General features: G+C 44.0%; 15 protein-coding genes. 14 read left to right on the top strand and 1 reads right to left on the bottom strand.

Annotated features, from left to right (window positions below):
- Nucleotides 1-191: 191 nt before the first annotated feature.
- Nucleotides 192-650, top strand: a complete 459-nt coding sequence (locus O3603_RS07715; protein WP_371521977.1) for an HU family DNA-binding protein — start codon at nucleotides 192-194, stop codon at nucleotides 648-650.
- A gap of 537 nt (nucleotides 651-1187) precedes the next feature.
- Nucleotides 1188-1652: an HU family DNA-binding protein gene (locus O3603_RS07710; protein ID WP_371521975.1), complete on the top strand. Its 465-nt coding sequence runs from the start codon at nucleotides 1188-1190 to the stop codon at nucleotides 1650-1652.
- Nucleotides 1653-1801: 149 nt separating this feature from the next.
- Here O3603_RS07710 and O3603_RS07705 read toward each other — a convergent pair whose 3' ends face one another.
- A complete protein-coding gene (locus tag O3603_RS07705; protein ID WP_009433913.1) occupies nucleotides 1802-2077 on the bottom strand; it encodes an HU family DNA-binding protein in 276 nt (91 codons plus the stop codon).
- 223 nt (nucleotides 2078-2300) lie between these two features.
- Between O3603_RS07705 and O3603_RS07700 the strand changes: the two genes are divergently transcribed.
- The 12 genes from O3603_RS07700 (at nucleotide 2301) to O3603_RS07645 (ending at nucleotide 15728) form a co-directional block, all read left to right on the top strand.
- The gene (locus O3603_RS07700) at nucleotides 2301-3242 is read left to right on the top strand and encodes a rhomboid family intramembrane serine protease (RefSeq protein WP_371522038.1); all 942 of its coding nucleotides are present in this window, start codon (nucleotides 2301-2303) and stop codon (nucleotides 3240-3242) included.
- A 57-nt stretch (nucleotides 3243-3299) separates the two neighbouring features.
- Nucleotides 3300-4403 carry an endonuclease/exonuclease/phosphatase family protein gene (locus tag O3603_RS07695; protein ID WP_371521973.1) on the top strand — a complete coding sequence of 368 codons (1104 nt, stop codon included), beginning with the start codon at nucleotides 3300-3302 and terminating at the stop codon, nucleotides 4401-4403.
- 105 nt (nucleotides 4404-4508) lie between these two features.
- Nucleotides 4509-7529 carry a protein translocase subunit SecDF gene (gene secDF, locus O3603_RS07690; protein ID WP_371521971.1) on the top strand — a complete coding sequence of 1007 codons (3021 nt, stop codon included), beginning with the start codon at nucleotides 4509-4511 and terminating at the stop codon, nucleotides 7527-7529.
- A 663-nt stretch (nucleotides 7530-8192) separates the two neighbouring features.
- Nucleotides 8193-8849, top strand: coding sequence for a hypothetical protein (locus O3603_RS07685; protein ID WP_371521969.1), 657 nt, complete (start codon nucleotides 8193-8195; stop codon nucleotides 8847-8849).
- A gap of 156 nt (nucleotides 8850-9005) precedes the next feature.
- Nucleotides 9006-9824: a bifunctional hydroxymethylpyrimidine kinase/phosphomethylpyrimidine kinase gene (locus O3603_RS07680; protein ID WP_018910983.1), complete on the top strand. Its 819-nt coding sequence runs from the start codon at nucleotides 9006-9008 to the stop codon at nucleotides 9822-9824.
- A 25-nt stretch (nucleotides 9825-9849) separates the two neighbouring features.
- Nucleotides 9850-11511: a putative transporter gene (locus O3603_RS07675; RefSeq protein WP_009433937.1), complete on the top strand. Its 1662-nt coding sequence runs from the start codon at nucleotides 9850-9852 to the stop codon at nucleotides 11509-11511.
- Between the two features lie 7 nt (nucleotides 11512-11518).
- On the top strand, nucleotides 11519-12229 hold the full coding sequence (locus O3603_RS07670) for an ABC transporter ATP-binding protein (RefSeq protein WP_371521967.1): 711 nt from the start codon (nucleotides 11519-11521) through the stop codon (nucleotides 12227-12229).
- A gap of 60 nt (nucleotides 12230-12289) precedes the next feature.
- Nucleotides 12290-12835, top strand: coding sequence for a hypothetical protein (locus O3603_RS07665; protein ID WP_371521965.1), 546 nt, complete (start codon nucleotides 12290-12292; stop codon nucleotides 12833-12835).
- Nucleotides 12836-13214: 379 nt separating this feature from the next.
- Nucleotides 13215-13424 (top strand): hypothetical protein, encoded by a 210-nt coding sequence (locus O3603_RS07660; protein ID WP_371521963.1) that lies wholly within the window; start codon nucleotides 13215-13217, stop codon nucleotides 13422-13424.
- Nucleotides 13425-13457: 33 nt separating this feature from the next.
- The gene (locus O3603_RS07655; RefSeq protein ID WP_371521961.1) at nucleotides 13458-15029 is read left to right on the top strand and encodes a hypothetical protein; all 1572 of its coding nucleotides are present in this window, start codon (nucleotides 13458-13460) and stop codon (nucleotides 15027-15029) included.
- A 15-nt stretch (nucleotides 15030-15044) separates the two neighbouring features.
- A complete protein-coding gene (locus O3603_RS07650; RefSeq protein ID WP_371521959.1) occupies nucleotides 15045-15236 on the top strand; it encodes a hypothetical protein in 192 nt (63 codons plus the stop codon).
- Between the two features lie 24 nt (nucleotides 15237-15260).
- A complete protein-coding gene (locus O3603_RS07645) occupies nucleotides 15261-15728 on the top strand; it encodes a DNA-binding protein (protein WP_371521957.1) in 468 nt (155 codons plus the stop codon).
- Nucleotides 15729-15921: the final 193 nt, after the last annotated feature.

The following is a 15921-nucleotide window of genomic DNA, read 5'->3' as shown; positions in this document are numbered from 1 at the left end:
TAAAGTAGGACATAGAACAATGAGTTTCAAGGGTGTTAAACACCTACGGTCAAGGGTGTTAAACACCCTTAGGCAACAGTGTTAAACACCCTTGGCGAAGAGTCTTAAACACCCTTGAAACGAAGTGTTGAATACCAATGGAAGAGTTAGTTTTAACAACATATTTATCAACCATTTAAAAGTATAATGCTATGGTAGAATTCGAAGTAAAATCAAAGAAACAAACAATCGGGAAGAAGAAGGGGCAGACGGTGTACTATGCTGTGCCCAAGAGTAATCAACACATGACGCTTGATGCACTTTGCGACATGATTATGGACGAGACTTCGCTCTCACGCGGTGACGTGATGAATACGCTTATCACGTTGGGTAAGATGGCGTGCCGCTCATTGAAGATGGGTGCTAGTATTGACCTTGGCGACCTCGGTTCACTCCGTGTGTACTTCCCTCCAAAGATGATGGACAACATGAAGGACGTGACAGCTGCTACACTCAAAACTCCTAAGATTATCTTCACGCCTAAAGCTAAAATGCGTGAGGCTGCCCATGCTGCGGAGGTGTCGGTGGATAATCCTGCTAGGAAGAAAGAGCCAGCGAAAGAACCAGAGAAGAAGGAGAATAAAGAAGAGAATGGGCCAGTAGCAGGTTAGGAAAGAAATCCTCCCCAAGCCCCTCCGCAGGAGGGGATGTACCTACGGGGGCTAGTTAGGATATGTGCCACGGGAGCATTTATTAGATTGATTTAGGGTATCAATCGTTCTGTAATAAGACAATCGATTATATTAATTGTGAAATTAATGTCTTTCAAAACTAGTGTATTAATTTGGTTCTCTCGCTTCCGTGGTACGGCCTCACCCCCAGCCCCTCTCTAGGAGGGGATGTACCTACGGGGGCTAGTTAGGATATGTGCCACGGGAGCATTTTTTTAGATTGATTCAGGGCATCAATCGTTCTGTAATAAGACAACTCGATTATATTAATTGTGAAATTAATGTCTTTCAAAACTAGTGTATTAATTTGGTTCTCTCGCTTCCGTGGTATAGCCTCACCCCAACCTAACGGGGTGGGGCTTTTGTATGAGACAGAGGTACATAGGATTTTGAGACATAGTAACATACGAACAGTTGAATACTAATAGAAAAAGAGTTTTAATAACATAATTATCAACCATTTAAAAGAATGATACTATGGTAGAGTTCGAAGTAAAATCAAAGAAACAAACAATCGGGAAGAAAAAGGGGCAAACGGTGTACTATGCTGTGCCCAAGAGTAACCAACACATGACGCTTGATGCACTTTGCGACATGATTATGGACGAGACCTCGCTCTCGCGTGGTGACGTGATGAACACGCTTATCACATTGGGTAAGATGGCATGCCGTTCGTTGAAGATGGGTGCTAGTGTTGACCTTGGCGACCTCGGTTCGCTCCGTGTTTATTTCCCTCCAAAGATGATGGACAATCAGAAAGATGTAACAGCCGCCACGCTGAAGAAACCAAAGATTGTCTTTACTCCTAAGAATAGGATGCGCGATGCTGCAAATGCAGTGGAGGTGTCAGTGGATAATCCAGCTAGGAAAACAGGAAAAGAAAGCCTCACCCCCGCCCCCAAGCCGAAAGGAGAGGGTAGCTCTAGGAGGGGATGTGCCTAATGGGAAGCTAGTTAGGATATTGAGAGACGGGAATGATAAGCAATGAGGAATATGTCATTTCTTTTATTGTTTTGTCTTGAATAGTAAAACAATCAAAGAGGCGAACCTTGCAAGGCTCGCCTCTTATACTATTGTAAATAGTTTACAATTTATTTGTTTACAGCATCTGCCAATTCTGCACCAGCCTTGAACTTTGCAACCTTCTTTGCTGGAATCTGAATCTTCTGCTTTGTTGCAGGGTTGATACCTTCGTGAGCTGGACGCTCGTTGATAGAAAATGTGCCGAAGCCTACGAGCTGAACCTTATCTCCTTCAACAAGTGCACCCTTGATTGCTTCAGTTGTTGCATCTAATGCCTTCTTTGCGTCAGCCTTGCTTAGATTAGCAGAAGCCGCAATCTTCTCGATTAACTCTGTCTTGTTCATAATTCCGATTTATTTGTTGATTAATTTATAAATGATACTTTCGATTATGCTGCAAATATAGTTGTTTCCTTTTATATAACAAGTAAAATCGAAGGAAAAGTGTAGAAAAATATAAAAATAGGCTCTTATCCTTCCCTTTTCCTGCTAAATAACGGGATTATTTCGTATTTTTGCAACGTTTTAAAGATAATGGCTTACAATAAGAAACTAACAAATGCGTAATATACTGAATATTCCGATAGTCACAAGAAATCTCCTTATTATAAACGTCTTGGTGTTTTTTGCTTCTTATGTGTTTGGAGTTATAGGTATTGATTTTGATAATCTCTTTGGGTTATTCTATATTGGTTCTTCTAACTTCGGCGTCTGGCAGTTCTTTACCAGTATGTTTATGCATGGCAATATTATGCATATTGCCACGAACATGTTTATGTTGTGGATGTTTGGATCAGTCATAGAGCATGTATGGGGACCGAGGAAGTTCCTTTTTTATTACATTATCTGTGGTATTGGAGGCGGTATCCTTCAGGAATTAGCGTGGTATTGTATGCCTTTCGTAATGGATACGATTACTGTGACGAGGAATGGGGTGAGCATTGACATACCATCTGTTATATATATCCAACAAACAATGGCAATTGGAGCATCCGGTGCTGTTGTTGGTTTGTTACTAGCTTTTGGAATGTTATTCCCTAATGAGCGAATGTTCATTATACCGATTCCTGTTCCCATAAAAGCCAAATGGTTGGTAACAGGAATGATTGCTATTGAGATTTTCTCATCGTTCAGTCCTGGCTCTGATATTGCCCATGTAGTGCATGTGGGAGGTGCTTTGACGGGTTTCTTACTGATTATGTATTGGAAGAGACATCCGTATTCAGGATATGGAAATATGGGTATGCACAAAGGGCATCAGTTCTTTGATCGTATGAAAGATAGTTGGGAAAAGCATACTGGGAAGGTTGGAACAGGCGGAAGTAATGGCTCTTGGGGAGACTCCTCACAGCATAACTCGACAACACAGAATAGTGATTGGGATTATAATGCGCAGAAGCATAGAGAGCAAGAAGAGATAGATCGCATTTTAGACAAGATTCGCAAGAGCGGCTATGATAGCCTATCTAAATCAGAGAAGCAAAAGCTCTTCGATAGTAGCAAGAAGTAAGTGTTATTGTAATTAGCATGGGCAGATGTCCTGAACGAGACTTATGAGCGTATATTTATGATGCTTAAGAATTTCAAGAAGTTCACATTCAGAGCACTCTTTGTAGGTAATATCCTTGTTATATTGTTGATGTTGCTAATTGGCAATATCGACTGGTTGAATCCTGTTGATTATCCTCTGCTTGCTAATCTAGGATTGGGATATCCTATACTCCTTGCGTTTAACTTCGTTTTCCTTGTCTTTTGGGCATTTGTGAGATTGCGTACAATATGGCTTCCCATATTGGGCTTTATCCTTTGTTTTGCCTCTATCCGAATCTATTGCCCGTTTAATCTTCCAAAGGATAAGCCTCATGGTGCTATAAAAGTCCTGTCTTACAATGTCTATATGTTTGATTCTTGGGAAGAGACTAATCCTAAGACCAACCCCATTGTCAACTATATCATTGACAGCAAGGCTGATTTGGTTTGCTTGCAAGAAGCCCAAGGTGATGGTGATAAGAGTGGAGGAATCTATGAAAGACTGAAGGCACACTATCCATACTTCAAGTTGATGGTGAAGAAGAAGCCCGGTGCTGATTACATGGTACTGCTGAGTCGTTATCCAATTCTTTGGCAAGATACCATCCCGTATGGCTCTAGCTCTAACCAAAGTGTGGCTTATATGGTAGACATAAAAGGTACAAAGACGCTTGTTGTGAATAACCATTTTGAGAGTAATGGCTTATCCAATGATGATAAAGCGGGCTTTAAGTCACTTGTGAAAGGGAGCATGCAGACGGATAAGGCCAAGTCAGAGTCCGTGCACCTGTTGCGTAAGTTGGGAAAGGTGTCAATGCGTCGTGCTCCACAAGCAGATATGGTGGCACGTTATGTTAAGCAATATCTCGATAAGAATGTACCCGTAATACTCTGTGGCGACTTTAATGATAACCCATTAAGTTACACCCATCGAGTCATAGATAAGGGACTGATAGATTGCTTCGTAGCGAGTGGTAATGGTCCTGGGATCAGTTATCATCGTAGTGGGATGTACTTCCGTATAGACCACATATTCTGTTCTGACGACTTTGAGCCATACGATGCGCACGTCGACAATAGTGTGACTGCATCTGACCATTATCCCATTTATTGTTGGCTCAAATACCGCCCCAAACCTTAAAAAGCACACATTTATAAGGTGTAAATTTCCCAAAGTGTGAGAAAATGCTTATCTTTGCACGTCTATTAAGCGTAGCGAAACTATAATTAAATACAATCAAATAAAATGCAAAACAAAGGATTAGTAATTTGCGTATCAGTCTTGTTGACGCTCGCAAGTATCTTCTACCTGTCTTTCTCAGTGGCGACAAGCTACTACGATAGCAAGGCAGCGGAGATTAAAGACCCTATTGCACGACAGGATTATAAAGATTCTGTTAAGTACTTGGGTATCTACTCTTACCAGAAGTGCCTTGAAACACAGATCGGTCTAGGTCTTGACTTGAAAGGTGGTATGAACGTTGTACTTGAGATTTCAGTACCTGACGTTGTTGACGTATTGGCTGACCACAAGCAGGATGTTGCTTATCAGAAGGCTATGGCGGAGGCAAAGAAGGAAGAGATGACAAGTCAGAAGGACTTTATCAGTCTCTTCGTTGATGCTTACCACAAGGTAGCTCCAGGTCATAAGCTAGCAGAAGTCTTTGCAACACAACAGTTGAAAGGCAAGGTTACAACACAGAGTTCTGATGCAGATGTAGAGAAGGCTCTCCGTGAGGAAGTTGCTTCAGCCATCGATAACTCTTACAACGTTGTTACCAATCGTATTGACCAGTACGGCGTAGTTCAGCCTAACATCCAGAAGTTGGAAGGTCAGGAAGGTCGCTTGATGGTTGAGATGCCTGGTATTCGTGAGCCTGAGCGTATGCGTAAACTCCTTCAGGGTTCGGCTAATCTAGAGTTCTGGGAGACTTACAACAGCCAAGAGGTAGCTCCTTACTTAGCCCAGCTCGACCAGCGTTTAGCTAATGGTGATTCAAAGAGCGATGCTACAGCAAAGGATTCTACGAAAGCTGCAAAGCCTAACAAAGACGCTAAACTAACATTGAACGCAGGTAAGAACTCTGCCACATCAACAGAGTCTGCACAGATGGCTGCTGCTAAGAAGCAACACCCATTACTCTCAATGTTACAGACAGTGCCAGGCGAAGGCTTGAGTCTCGTAGGTTATGCAAATGTGCGTGATACAGCTGCTATCAATAAGCTCATCCATAGTCAGCTCGCAAAGCAAGTATTGCCTAGCAACTTGAAACTCCTTTGGAGTGCTAAGCCAGCTGAAGGCTTACAGCAGAAGAACGTATATGCACTTCACGCCTTGAAGGTCACAACCTCTGATGGTCGTGCACCATTGGAAGGTGACGTTGTTACAGATGCTAAAGACCAGTTCGACCAGTTCGGTCGCCCTGAGGTTAGCATGACAATGAACTCAGAAGGTGCTCGTGAGTGGGCAGCTCTCACGAAGGCAAATGTTGGTAAGGCTATTGCTATCGTATTGGATGGTGTAGTATATTCTGCTCCACGTGTAAATGGTGAGATTACAGGTGGTCAGTCATCTATCTCTGGTAACTTCACTATTGAGGATACAAAGGACTTAGCAAACACATTGGAGTCAGGTCGTATGCCTGCACCTGCTAAGATAGTACAGGAGGAAGTAGTTGGTCCTACATTGGGTGCACAGTCTATCCATCAAGGTCTTGTATCATTTGCAATCGCCTTTGTATTGCTCATGCTCTACATGATTCTGATGTATAACTTCATCCCAGGTATGATGGCTAACTTGGCATTGCTTGCCAACCTCTTCTTCACCTTGGGTGTCCTTGCATCCTTCCAGTCGGCATTGACCATGCCTGGTATTGCTGGTATCGTGTTGACTTTGGGTACAGCCGTGGATGCGAACGTGCTTATCTATGAGCGTATCAAGGAGGAGCTGAAGCTCGGCAAGGGTATGAAGCAAGCCTTGAAGGAAGGTTATAGTAACGCATTCTCTGCTATCTTCGACTCTAACCTCACCTCACTCATCACAGGTGTTATCCTCCTTGTTACAGGTACAGGTCCTATCCGTGGTTTCGCAACAACATGGATCATCGGTCTTGTAATCTCTTTCTTCACCGCCGTATTCCTCACACGTATCGTATTCGAGAACCGCGTTGGTAAGGATAAGTGGTTGAATCAGACATTTACAACCGCCTTCTCTAAGAACTTCATGCAGGATAAGAACTACCACTTCCTCTCAATGTATAAGACTACATTCGCTGTCTGGGGCATTGCAGTATTGGTATGTATTGGTAGTTTCGTAGTACGTGGTTTGAGCCGTAGTATCGACTTCACTGGTGGTCGCAACTATGTTGTCACACTGAATAAGCCAACACAGGTTGAGGATGTACGTAAGGTGATGACTAATGCATTCGTCAACACAGTGGGCGAGAACGCAGGTAAACCAGCTACAACCAGTGTTATCGCACTTGGTACAGATGGTAAGACTGTTCGTATCTCAACCAACTATAACATCGATTCTAACGACCCAATGGAAGACGACAAGGCAGAGACTATTCTCTACAATGCGTTGAAGAAGGGTGGCTTCGTTAGTCAGGCAAGTGTAGCGAACTTCAAGAATCCAGACATTCGTGAGGGTGGTTCTATCATCCAGAGCGCAAAGGTGGGTCCTTCTATCGCAAAGAACATTACCTACAATGCGTTCATGAGCGTCTTACTGGCTATCTTCTTCATCTTCCTCTACATCCTCTTACGATTCCGCAATATCGGTTTCTCTGTTGGTTCAATCGTAGGACTAGTCCTCGATACCACTATCGTTATCGGTTGCTTCTCGTTATGTTACGGATGGATAGGCTTCTCTCTCGAAATCGACCAGACATTTATTGGTGCCATCTTGACCGTTATCGGTTACGATATCAACGATACGGTGGTTGTATATGACCGTATCCGTGAGAACTTGCGCAAACATCAGCACACTCTCGGTAAGGCGGATATTCAGAAGATATTTAACGACTCTATCAACCAGACCCTCTCACGTACTATCAATACGTCAGTCTCTACATTGATCGTGCTCGTATCTATCTTCATCCTCGGTGGTGATAGCATCCGCAGCTTCTCATTCGCAATGATTATTGGTATCATCATCGGTACTTTGAGTTCAATCTTCATTGCATCTCCAGTTGCTTACCTCGTATTAGGTAAGAAGATTGAGAAGCGTTCACACGAACTTGCAGAAGCTCCTGTAGAGGCTTAATCAATAGGTCAAAAACAGATAAGATTTACACCTTATATATATATAAGCAGCCCGTTACCCTTTGGTAGCGGGCTGTTTCGTTTCCCGCAACCGCCTTGTTCCCTCTCGCTCGTTGCCCTTTCTTGTTGTTCTTTCTCCCTCGTATCCCTGCCTTGCGTAATACGATTCCCTTTCGTTTCTCGCCTGCCATCGATTGCTTTCTCCTATGCTTTGCATCTTTTTCTGACGTATGTTTTGTTATCTTCACCATGGTGAAGTCTTTGTCTCATCATGATGAAACTTGTGTCTCATCACGATGAAACTTGTGTCTCTTCATGATGAGACGAATAAAACACACGTATATAAGAGATGAAACATAGGCGTATAACGAATGAATCACACGTGTGTAACGAATGACTCATACGTGTATAACGAATAACTCATACGTGTATAGCGATTGAAACACACGTGCGTAACGAACGAAACACACGTGCGTGGCAACTCGGAGGTAGGGGAATAACAAGCTGAACGCATATAAGGAATCATCCTCGAAAGGGTTATAACCGAAGTGGAAACACGTTAGAAACGATGGGCAGGGCGGTTGTATGGTCATTAAGTAGGGTATAATGAAATAGAAATAGGTATTATTTGTTTACCTTTGCACCTGACTTAATTCGACAAAATATGATGAAGAAGATTCTAACGTTACTCTATTTGTTAGGCTCTGTGCTAGTTGCGAGTGCCCAAGGCGATGACTCGTTTAATAAGAATAGTATCGCATTAGGGGGCGAACTAACCTTACAAGGCACTTGGCAAGTGGATGTTTCCTATCATCGAATGTTTACCCCTTATGTGGGCGTAGGCGCATCGGTGGGAATGTGGAAGCAGGTTTCTTATGATGGAGTTCCCGAAGGCAATGGATGGATAGTCTCGTCAGACTATAGGGAAGCGGAGGACTTCTTCCTTCGCCCTTCGCTGCGTCTTATGTCTCCAACTGTATTGAAGATAGCTGATGCGAAGCTGAAGTTATTTGCCGAACCAGGCTTTATGATGAATATCCCTTTGGGTAATGTCTTTGTTGATTTGTTGGGTAATTACAACCTACCAAAGGATGTGGTGAATGTGCATACGAGTAAGGGTACGTGGTATGCCTTCGATTGCAAGCTGGGACTGAGCGTTGATGTTGGTGATATGAGCATTTGGACTGGCTATAAGTTCTCTACTCTTGATACGTATGCCCTGCGGCGCAATCTGGTCTATGATAACGTCCGATTCAATGACTTCTATCCGAAGAAGAAGTGCATGCATGGCGTCTTCTTAGCTGTTAGCTATAACTTTTAGGGGGCGTGTTGGGTAGCCTATCTAACGGAACTAACCACTTGTTCACTTGTCAGCTCATACACTTGTCAACTCGTACTAACACGTTATTTATGGGGTTTTTATTTTGCCGTTCATGCGGTTTACACTACCTTTGTAGTCCATTAACCAACATAATTAATGAGTAAGAAACATATACTTCTTATCAATGACATGGCAGGATATGGCAAAGTAGCTACAGCCGCAATGCTGCCTATCTTGTCTTATTTGGGGCATCCCGTGTATAACCTTCCTACGGCATTGGTCTCAAATACGCTCGACTATGGTAAGTTTAAGATCTTAGAGACAACTGATTATATCAAGGATGTATTCCCTGTTTGGAAGGAATTAGGTTTCAGTTTCGATGCGATAGCGACGGGCTTTATCGCATCAGAACGTCAGGCGCAATTAGTTTCAGCCTATTGTCGTGAGCAAGCTGCACGGGGCACAACCATCTTTGTTGACCCGATAATGGGCGATGAAGGGAAGCTCTATAATGGTGTGACGGCTGCCACTATCAACTCAATGCGTGAGATGATAAGCGTTGCCGACCTCACTTTCCCTAATTACACGGAGGCTTGTTACCTCACATCGAGCAAGTTTAATACAGATGGAGTAGACTTCGATGAGGCGAAGCGTTTGCTCGATGGCTTGCGTTTGATAGGAACGAAGTCGGCATTAATCACCTCCATTCTTATTGATGGTACGCCTTCCGTAGCGGGGTATAATCATGTAACAGATAAGTATTTCAGTCTCCCTTATACCGAAATCCCCGTCCATTTCCCAGGGACAGGCGATATCTTCTCTGCTATTCTTATTGGTCACTTGCTGGATGGCGAACTGCTCATCCCGAGTACACAAAAGGCGATGGACGGCGTTTACGCACTGATAGATCGTAATAAGGATAACGAGGATAAGAACAGGGGAATCCCTTTGGAGCAATACTTAGGATTATTATAAAGGATAACAACTAAACAACGATAATATGGATTGGATCAATGGACTCTTCTCCATTCCTTCAGCACTTCAAGGCGTAGTAGTTATATCGCTCATTTGTGCTGTTGGTCTCGGCTTGGGTAAGATAAAGTTTGCTGGTATCTCGTTAGGCGTTGCCTTTGTATTCTTCTTTGGTATCGCTGTGGGAAGTCTCGGCTTGAAGGTAGACGACCAAATGCTCAACTATTGTGAGACGTTCGGCTTGGTTATCTTCGTTTATACCTTAGGCTTGCACGTGGGACCTAACTTCTTTGGTTCCTTTAGGCATGAGGGAACCTCGTTTAATATCTGGTCTCTGGCGGTCATCATTCTTGGTACGGCAATGGCAATAGCCCTTACGTATATCATGAAGGTGCCCATGTCGGATATGATAGGTATTCTTTGCGGTGCAACCACGAATACGCCGGCTCTCGGTGCGGGTCAGCAAGCGTTGCAGCATGTGGGTGTGAGCGGTGCTAGAGCAGCTTTGGCAACGGCTGTTACCTATCCACTCGGTGTTGTAGGTGTTATCTTTGCAATGATATTCATCCGTAAGTTCTTTGTCAAGCCCAGCGATTTGGAGGTGAAGAGTAGCAGTAGCGACGACCATACCTTTATTGGTCAATTCGTTGTAGTCAACCCTGCTATCAATGGTAAGAACATTGCAGACATAGCACAGGGCACGCACCGCAAGTTTATTATCTCGCGCATTTGGCGTGGCGATGAAGTGATTGTGCCGAAGGGAACAACCGAACTCAAGACGAATGACAACCTCCTTGTGGCAACGAAGAAAGAGGAAGTGCCAGCGATGGAATTGCTCTTTGGTAAGCGTGTGGAGCGTGACTTGAATAAGGAACAAGTGGACTGGAACCACCTCGATTCTAAGGTGGAGAGCCGCGTGATAGTATTGTCAAAGAGCGTTCTTAATGGTAAGCGACTTGGTCAGTTGCACCTTCGTGATGCTTATAACGTCAATGTTAGTCGTGTTCTCCGTAGTGATATCAAGCTCTTGGCGACGGAAGATCTTGTCTTGCGCTATGGTGATCGCCTCACATTAGTGGGTCAGCCAGAAGCAATCGACCATGCAGAGAAGTTCTTGGGTAACTCTGTTAAGACGCTCAATGAGCCTAACTTGGCTATTATCTTCCTTGGTATGCTGCTCGGTTTGGCGTTAGGAACAATCCCATTCACGCTCCCTGGTATGGATTCTCCCATCCATTTAGGGATTGCAGGAGGTCCTATTATTATGGGAATCCTCATCGGTGCGTTCGGTCCTCGTTTCCACTTCATCGCTTACGCCACCCGAAGTGCATCGTTGATGTTGCGTAAGTTAGGACTAGCCCTTTATCTTGCATGCCTCGGTTTGGATGCAGGTAAGGACTTCTTAGCAACGGTTGTGCGTCCAGAAGGCTTACTTTGGATAGGCTTAGGATTTGTCCTTACGGTACTGCCAGTGATTATTGTGGGTGTTGTTGCGCTCCGCATGAAGAAGTTCGACTTTGGTACTATCTGCGGAATCCTATGTGGCTCGATGGCAAACCCTATGGCATTGGGTTATGCCAACGATACCGTTAATGGCGAAACAAGCAACATCAGTTATGCAACCGTTTATCCTTTGGGTATGTTTATTCGTGTGATCATAGCCCAAGTGCTGGTGATGTTCTTTGTCTGACGGCGTTATGAAGATCTCCCTGTCACATCTCTCAGTAGGCTATACGGCTTCGCAAGCACTCGTTTCTGATGTGAATGTAGAGTTGCAAAGCGGTCAATTACATTGCTTAATAGGGCGGAATGGTATCGGTAAGTCTACGCTTCTAAAGACGTTGACAGGCTTTCTTCCAAAGCTATCGGGCAACCTTCTATTAGATGGGCAAGGCATAGAGAGCTTTACACAGCAAGCATTGGCACGAAAGATAAGCATTGTCCTGACACAGAAACCTGATGTGCAGAATCTGACAGTGGCAGAAGTTATCGGATTGGGGCGTTCCCCTTACACAGGTTTCTTTGGTAAGTTGCGTGCTAAAGATTGTGCTGTTGTTGATGATGCTATCCGCTCTGTGGGGATAGAGCCACTTCGACATAGGATGATTCAGACGCTTTCTGATGGCGAGCGACAAAAGGTGATGATTGCAAAGGCACTTGCACAAGAGACACCCATCATACTCCTTGATGAGCCAACAGCCTTTCTTGATTTCCCTTCTAAGGCAGAGACCTTTCAGTTGTTACGCTCTATGGCGCATGAGAAAGATAAACTCATCGTGCTTTCTACACATGATTTGGAATTGGCCGTGCGCTTTGCTGATTGCCTGTTGGAGGTGGAAGAAGGTTCATTGCATACTGTTACAGCTACCGAGGTGAGGCAAGAAATGCAGGAGATAATTGGGAAATAGAATAGGTGTTTATCATCAGTTAAACATGAAAGAATCAATACGACAAAATAAGGAATGATTATGAAGAAGAATGTATGGATAGCAATTGCCCTTGTTGTGGCAGTCTTTAGTTTTAGTAGTTGTGGTACGCAGCAAAATGCAACGCAGCCCACTTCGAAGCCTGTAACTACTGATACGGTTGTAAGTGTTGAACCCATGAAGGACGTAATCAGTATAGCTGAGGCACTGGATATGTTCCAGAATCCAGATAAGACGGCTGCTATTACCAAGAAGTATGGTTATAAATTGAAGACTAATTATGAGGTTTATCGACTCGATAAGTTCTCTAAGATGTATTATAAGAATTGTGCTTTAGCAAAGCTCCTCACTGCTGATAAGTATGAGGACTATCCAAAGCCAATGCGCAAGGGTGTGTCTAGTTACATTGCTTTCAAGGATGGCGCAATGATTATCGCAGTATTCAATCAGCCTGCATACGATAACCTTGTAGCTCAAGTCAAGGCTGCTGGCTTCACGTTGGATATGCCCGGCAATGAGGATATATATAAGAAAGGTAACCGCACCATCGCTTGTTATAAGGATGGAAAGAGTGTGAGGATTGAGTAAAAGTACGTAGGGGTAAGGCAACTTTCTCCCTACTTTCCTTGCCCCTTTAATTATTTCTTCTTACCTTTGCCGCCGTGAAACAATTAGCAATGACATATCAAGTGAATGAAGTACTGCAAAGAATTATTCGATTCTTTGCATCTTTTTGCACTTTATCTTTGGTCAATCCAAATAATTTGCTAACACACACACACACTATGCGCACCTAGCGTCTAATAACACATTTTTTCTTCTCGCATACGCGCGCGCGAAGCGTGCCGTAACCCCTGTAAACAAAGGACTTTCAAGAGTTTCCTTTGTTCGCTTTTTTATGCCCTTTTTTGAACTCCGTTTTAAGCAAAATAAGAACGAAATAACAACTATTTTAATCAATGAAGTAATGAGAAAAAAGCAAGTAAAGAAGAGTTATTCTGCACCAGCGTGTATGATAATTCAAGTCAACGAAGCCACTTATTTGATGGATACGTCTTTCCCCAGTCAGCACAAAAAGGCAAACCATGCTACTGGTCCAGCTGCAACTGCCAAATCAGCAGGTTTATGGAATGATGAAGACTTAGAAGATGAAAAAACATCTTCATGGGAAGACTAACAGAGAGTTATTAACAAAGAGAACAAAGAAAACATGAAGCAAACAATGAAACAACATTCATTTACATCACAACTAAAGTCCTTGGCTGTTGTATTCGGCATAGCAATGACTTTTACATCCTGCGCTAATGAAGATGTAGCACAGAACCCAACGAACCCCAATGAAGATAACGACGAGAACCTAACCACTTTCGTAGCAGGTGACGAGACAAAGACCCGCACATCACTAAATTATAACAGCAGCGACTTCTATTGGGAAGCAGGCGATTATATCTACGTAAAGGATGATAATAACGTATTGCGGAAGAGCACGAATGCCCCAACAAGTAAGGTAGCTTCTTTTAAGTATAAAGTACCAGGCAAGTTTACAGGAAATAGCTATAAGGTTTATTACTTGGGTAAGAATAGTAACGGCAGCCAAGTAACGATCTCTACTGCTCAAACACAAACAAAGCCAGACAACACCGAGCACTTCGGCACAGCAGGCGACTATGGTACTGCAACAGCAACTAAGGTAACAGGCAAGCAACAATTTGCTTTTGAATTAGAGCATCAGCCAGCTTACTTAGTCTTCCAGCCTTACACAAGTAACACAATTCTACATGACTGTTACTTAACAAAGGTGGAGGTAAGCTCTGACAATGATATTGCAGAGACTTATACAGTCAACACAAGCACGGGAGTCCTTACAGGCTCAGCAGGAAGCAAACAAATCGTTTTGACTACAAGGGGCAGTAGTAGCAATCCAAACGGCTTCCCACTGACCAACAACAGCGCCAGCGTAACCATTAACGGTGCTTATATGATTATTAAGCCAGGAACTCATATTTTAAGGGTACGTTACTGGGTAAAGGACGTGGCAACAAATGTAGAGGGAACAATAACCAAGATATATCCATCTACAGCATACGCTTCGAACACTTACTACGACATGACTGCTAACCTTGACGTAAAGAACTACGATGGCGACCATTATTACATGTGGGACGCACAGGAACAATATTGGAAGGGGCACGAATGGTGGTCAGCCAATAAAGACCAGCCAGTGTTGAACTGGACCAGTAACAGCAACTACGCCCAGAGCAACACTGACCCACGTTATTGGAACGAAAGTTACCCAGGTTCCGGCATAAGTACCCCTGCTACCCACACACCATGCAAAGACCTTCCAAATGCCAACGAGATGACGTGGTATGCTGCTTATGGCGATCCTCGTAGGGACGCAGACGAATTATGGACTACTATGGGTCATTTATATAAAGGCGGCATATGGTTTAAGAAGAAGTCACAGATAAGCGGATATAACGCTAACACCGCCTACGACGGCAGAGATTGGCGTACAAACTTACACGATGAGCACTGGTCCATATCTAATACCCTTCCTTCCGCCGCCGCCGCCGGTAATTATTTCTACCTGCCCGCCTTGGGTTACTACTACGGTGGTCAGCTGCACGACGTTGGCATCAACGGCTACTATTGGTCGTCAAGTGCTTACCCATGGTACAGCAGCTACTTCGCGTACTACCTGTACTTCATCAGTGGTAACGTCTACGTGGGCGGCGGCACCCGCCGCGACGGGTACAGGGTCGAGCCAACATTCGAGTAGTCCTTACGATTGTTTGTGGTCTGTTTTGTACCCAGCGAATGGGTAGAGTTGTACCCAGCGAAGAAGTACGATCGTACCCAGCGAATAGGTCGGGGTCTACCCAACGGCAGGGTACGACGCTACCCAGCAGCTGGGTACAAGGCTACCCAACCGCTGGGTATAAAATACATGAAAAAGATTAATGTAATGTTGATATATAGTATCTAATGTTTAATTAAAAACTTAAAGAAAATGCTAGAATTCAAAGTTGCGCCTCGTAAGGCGACAATGGGAAAAATGAAGGGTAAAACGGTGTATATCGCCGTACCGAAAGGTCAACAAAAGATCTCACCTGAAATGGTGTTGGAACGTATTGTTCGTGAGACCTCATTAACAGAGGGTGATGCACGGAATGTTATTATCACGTTACGTAACATTATCTCGGACTGTGCACGCATGGGAACAGGCTTAGACCTCGGCGACATCTTCTCTTTGCGTGTGAACGTGCCCTCAAAGATGGAGGAGAACGAGAAGGACGTATGTGCCAAGAGCCTTAAAGCTCCGAAGCTAACATTGACATGGAAGGAGTCGGTGCGTAAGGCATTGAAGGAGTTGCAGGTGGATGTGGATAATCCTGCTAGGAAAAAGAAAAGCCTCACCCCCGCCCCCTCTCCGAATGGAGAGGGGAGTGAAGACCACACTGGACCACAGGCAGGGTAAGAAGCCCCACCCCCAAAAGAAAGCCTCCCCAAGCCCCTCCAAAGGAGGGGATGTCCTTATTGGATATAGTTTGAAACGAATGAAAGCATGTAAGTAGAGTTATGGACATCCCCTCCTTTGGAGGGGCTTGGGGAGGCAATACCACGGGAGCATTTAAGATTGATTCAGGGTATCAATCGTTCTGTAATAGACA

Source organism: Prevotella sp. 20925_1_30 (assembly GCF_041433025.1).
GTDB lineage: Bacteria > Bacteroidota > Bacteroidia > Bacteroidales > Bacteroidaceae > Prevotella > Prevotella vespertina.
The sequence above is the reverse complement of the archived record's forward strand: the minus strand, read 5'-3'. Positions and strand labels throughout refer to the sequence as shown.

What these genes read in the sequence shown, in the direction of transcription:
- O3603_RS07715 (WP_371521977.1), top strand. Translation starts at nt 192, where the DNA reads ATGGTAGAATTCGAAGTAAAATCAAAGAAACAAACAATCGGGAAGAAG.
- O3603_RS07680 (WP_018910983.1), top strand. Translation starts at nt 9,006, where the DNA reads ATGAGTAAGAAACATATACTTCTTATCAATGACATGGCAGGATATGGC.
- secDF (WP_371521971.1), top strand. Translation starts at nt 4,509, where the DNA reads ATGCAAAACAAAGGATTAGTAATTTGCGTATCAGTCTTGTTGACGCTC.
- O3603_RS07670 (WP_371521967.1), top strand. Translation starts at nt 11,519, where the DNA reads ATGAAGATCTCCCTGTCACATCTCTCAGTAGGCTATACGGCTTCGCAA.
- O3603_RS07645 (WP_371521957.1), top strand. Translation starts at nt 15,261, where the DNA reads ATGCTAGAATTCAAAGTTGCGCCTCGTAAGGCGACAATGGGAAAAATG.
- O3603_RS07660 (WP_371521963.1), top strand. Translation starts at nt 13,215, where the DNA reads ATGAGAAAAAAGCAAGTAAAGAAGAGTTATTCTGCACCAGCGTGTATG.
- O3603_RS07710 (WP_371521975.1), top strand. Translation starts at nt 1,188, where the DNA reads ATGGTAGAGTTCGAAGTAAAATCAAAGAAACAAACAATCGGGAAGAAA.
- O3603_RS07695 (WP_371521973.1), top strand. Translation starts at nt 3,300, where the DNA reads ATGATGCTTAAGAATTTCAAGAAGTTCACATTCAGAGCACTCTTTGTA.
- O3603_RS07655 (WP_371521961.1), top strand. Translation starts at nt 13,458, where the DNA reads ATGAAGCAAACAATGAAACAACATTCATTTACATCACAACTAAAGTCC.
- O3603_RS07705 (WP_009433913.1), bottom strand. Translation starts at nt 2,077, where the DNA reads ATGAACAAGACAGAGTTAATCGAGAAGATTGCGGCTTCTGCTAATCTA.
- O3603_RS07665 (WP_371521965.1), top strand. Translation starts at nt 12,290, where the DNA reads ATGAAGAAGAATGTATGGATAGCAATTGCCCTTGTTGTGGCAGTCTTT.
- O3603_RS07675 (WP_009433937.1), top strand. Translation starts at nt 9,850, where the DNA reads ATGGATTGGATCAATGGACTCTTCTCCATTCCTTCAGCACTTCAAGGC.
- O3603_RS07685 (WP_371521969.1), top strand. Translation starts at nt 8,193, where the DNA reads ATGATGAAGAAGATTCTAACGTTACTCTATTTGTTAGGCTCTGTGCTA.